Annotated in this window: 2 protein-coding genes and 1 pseudogene; all 3 read right to left on the bottom strand. The window is 70.5% G+C overall.

Annotation, left to right across the window (positions count from 1 at the left end; translation table 11 throughout):
• A partial coding sequence (locus P1P70_RS42575; protein WP_319247572.1) for a DNA cytosine methyltransferase occupies positions 1-648 on the bottom strand: 648 nt, incomplete at its 3' end.
• Between the two features lie 89 nt (positions 649-737).
• Positions 738-1,058 (bottom strand): annotated as a pseudogene (locus P1P70_RS42570) (hypothetical protein); the annotation flags it as partial.
• Between the two features lie 52 nt (positions 1,059-1,110).
• Positions 1,111-3,160, bottom strand: a 2,050-nt coding sequence (locus tag P1P70_RS42565) for an FtsK/SpoIIIE domain-containing protein (protein ID WP_413471673.1), incomplete at its 5' end; no start/stop codon positions are given.

Genomic DNA, 3,160 nt, shown 5'->3' with positions numbered 1-3,160 from the left:
GAGGATGGCGCGGCGGCGGGTCTGGGGTACTCCGTAGTCGGCGGCGTTCAGCACGCCCACCCACATGCTGTAGCCCCAGGTCCGCAGCACGGCACCGATCTGCTGGAACAGCGGGAGGACGTCGGGGACTTCCTCCAGGCACACCCATTCGGGGCGCAGGTCGTACAGCCAGCGCATCGGCTCGGCGGCGAGCAGGGACCGTTCGTCCTTGCACCGGGCGAGGAGATCGGCGCGGGTGTCGCGGCCGTGGGCGAGGTCGTGAACGGCTTGGTGTACGAGCGCCTGATCGGCGAGCCCGCCGCGCTTCCCGGCGCGGGACCATGCCTGGCACGGCGGGGACGCGATGAGACCGGTGACGCGGTCCTTGAACGGGTCGGTCGGGTACGCGGCCACGTCGGTCTGAATGGTGGCGTGGCCAGCGGCGTGCGCGGTCCTGCACGCCGCCGTGTCCCACTCCAGGCCGATGTCGGCCAGGCCGAGCATGCGCAGGCCCTCCGCCCAGCCGCCAGGTCCCCGGAACAGTTCAACGATGTCGCCGGGAATCACGCGGCTACCTGCTTCGGCCGCGCTCTTGGTCGAGAACGCGTCCACGACCCGGAGGGGCCGGGATGCGACTGGTGCTCGCCGGATGTCGGTCGGTTCGGTCATGCTGGATGTCTCCAGTCCTGTGAAGGGTGCTGGGTGACAAGGGCGGCCCCGGATTCATTGGCGTGAGACGGGGGCCGCCCTTGGCGTAGCTACTGGTAGAAGCGGTTGCGCTTGATGACGGCCTTGCGGATGTTGACCGTGGTGCCGCCCTTGTCCCCGCCCGTGCTGAAGATCTGGACGGCGATCCAGCCGCCGAAGATGACGGCGGCGAGGGTGATGAGCTGGGTGATCAGCGCTGTGAGCGCGGTGATGAACGTGGTGAGGATCAGCAGTCCGCCGCACACGGCGAGGAACCCCACGCCCCCGAGCGCGACGTTCACAGCCGCGCGGGAGACGGGCGGCTTGGCCGCGACCGGTTCCGGCTGGACGGGGCCCACGGCGTAGCCGGTGACGACCCGCCCGTCGGGGAGGCGGTTGGGGAGTTCTCCCCGTCTCCCCGGCGTGCGAGGGTGTGCCTCCCCGCTACTGGGAGGCGGAAGCGGAACCGTCGGTGTCGCGGTCGGCGAGGGCGCGGGCGACGTCGTCGCGGCGGATCATCATGCGGCCGTGTGACTTGTACGCCTCCACCCCGTGGCCTTCCAGGACGCGGGTGAGGTCGCCGAACGACCAGCCGTCGTAGGCGCCGGCGTCCAGGGCGGCGAGCCGCTTGATGACGTCCTGGGTCAGGACCCGCTTGTCGTCGGCGATCACGGTGAGGATGTCGGCGAGCGGGTCGCGCTTCTCGCCCCGCTCGATGGTGTGCACGGTGGCGACGTTCTCGCCCCGCAGCGCGCGGGCACGCTCGGCGATCTCGGCGGCGGGCTCGTCGTCGATGAAGTGCGTGCGCACGGTGATGGACGACTGCCCCTTGGGCATGTCGATGCCGTCAGAGGCGACGACCAGGGTTCCCTTGTCCAGCCCCTGACGCAGCAGGTGCGGGGCGGCGCCGTCCTCGACGGCCTTGTCCCCGAGCGCCATCTTCGACTGTGACTCGCTGCCCAGCACGAGCGAGGCACGGGTGTGCGCGCCCTCGCGGACCAGCTTGGGAAGGTTCTGGTCGGTGGGGTCCTGAGTGCCCTGCCACATCAGGACGTCGACCGCGCGGCCCTGGTTGTGGATCTTGCGGACGGCCATGAAGTACCGGCTGGTGGCTTTGGAGCCGCCGTAGGGGCGCCGCTCCTCGTCGACGGCCGGGCACATGAACGCCAACTGCGCCTCGTCCACCAGCACGATCAGCGGAGGAAACGTGGCCGTCGGGTCGTCGCGGCGCAGCTCGATGCGGCGGTTCATCTCCGCCACCCCGTCCTCGACCATCTCGGTCGCCGCGATCACGTGCTCATCGGTCGGACCCTCGATCAGGACACTCGCGATGCCGTTGAACATCCCCCAGTCGCCGACGCCCTTGAGGTCGGAGATCCAGAACTGCACCGACCGGTCCAGCGCGAGCCACAGGGCGAGCGCGCGCAGAGAGGCGGTCTTGCCCTGATTTGAGCGGCCGGTGACCAGTACATGCCGCTGATACAGACTCAACTCCGCCGCGTCGCCGCGCAGGTCCTGCCCCCACGGCGCCTTGCCGCTCTTGTAGTTGGCGGTCATCGTCTCGTCGGTGACCAGCGGAGACGGGCCGATCGGCTCGTCCAGCGCGCCGGAATCGGCGATCCACAGGCGCACGGTGCGGGCGGCTTCGGGCAGAGTGATGAACACCTCGTGCTCGTGCCGGCTGAGGTTCTCCGCCAACTTGCGGCGGCGCTGCTGTACCTCGACCGTCGAGACCTCCAGCGGCAGGGTGACGTCGACCTCCACGCCGCATCCGGCGATCACGATCGGCGAGAGCATCGCGGCGCCCCCGTCGTCCATGGCCTTGATGGCGTTGCGCAGCGCGGGCAACCCGAGGTGGCGCAGTGCCTTGACGACGATGGACGGGGTGATCGGCTCGCCCTCGCTGTTGCGGACGTTCGCGGGAAGCGCCCACTGGGGTGCGGCCTGCTGCTTGCTGCCGACCGTCCACAGGGCGAGCAGGGCGAGGAACGGGCCGATCGTGAGGGCCGGGCCCCACACGATCTGAACGATCCGGATGAGCAGGGCGATGAAGTCGATGGTGGCCGCGAGCGGGGTGATCACGTCCGCGATGTCGCCGTTGTTGATGGCCATCACGACCCCGAGACTGACCAGAACCCCGATGCTCATGCCGGTGCCGACGGCGAGGCCCTTGGCGGCCTCCACCGGGGAGTGCAGCAGGTCCATGCGGCGGTGGTGGCGGGCGGTGCGGAAGCGCTGCAGGCGCTCCTCCCACTCCTCGGCCGCTTCCAGGTTCCCCGCGGCTTCGGCCGTGCGGATCATGCGCTCGTAGCGGGAGCCGGTCCGGCCGTCCCAGGTGCGGCGGGCCACGATCCGGGCCCCACCCACGACATAGGCGCCGTGGCGGACGACCACGCGCCCGGTGTTCCTGGTGCGCTCATCGGTGGCCACCCGCTTCACCGCGCGGCCGGAGCGCACCCAGAGGGGTACGGGGGTGGGCGGGGCGGGTTCGGGG

This window comes from Streptomyces sp. MB09-02B (genome assembly GCF_033794485.1).
In the GTDB taxonomy this organism is placed as follows: Bacteria; Actinomycetota; Actinomycetes; order Streptomycetales; family Streptomycetaceae; genus Streptomyces.
This window is presented reverse-complemented; position numbering and strand designations above follow the sequence as displayed.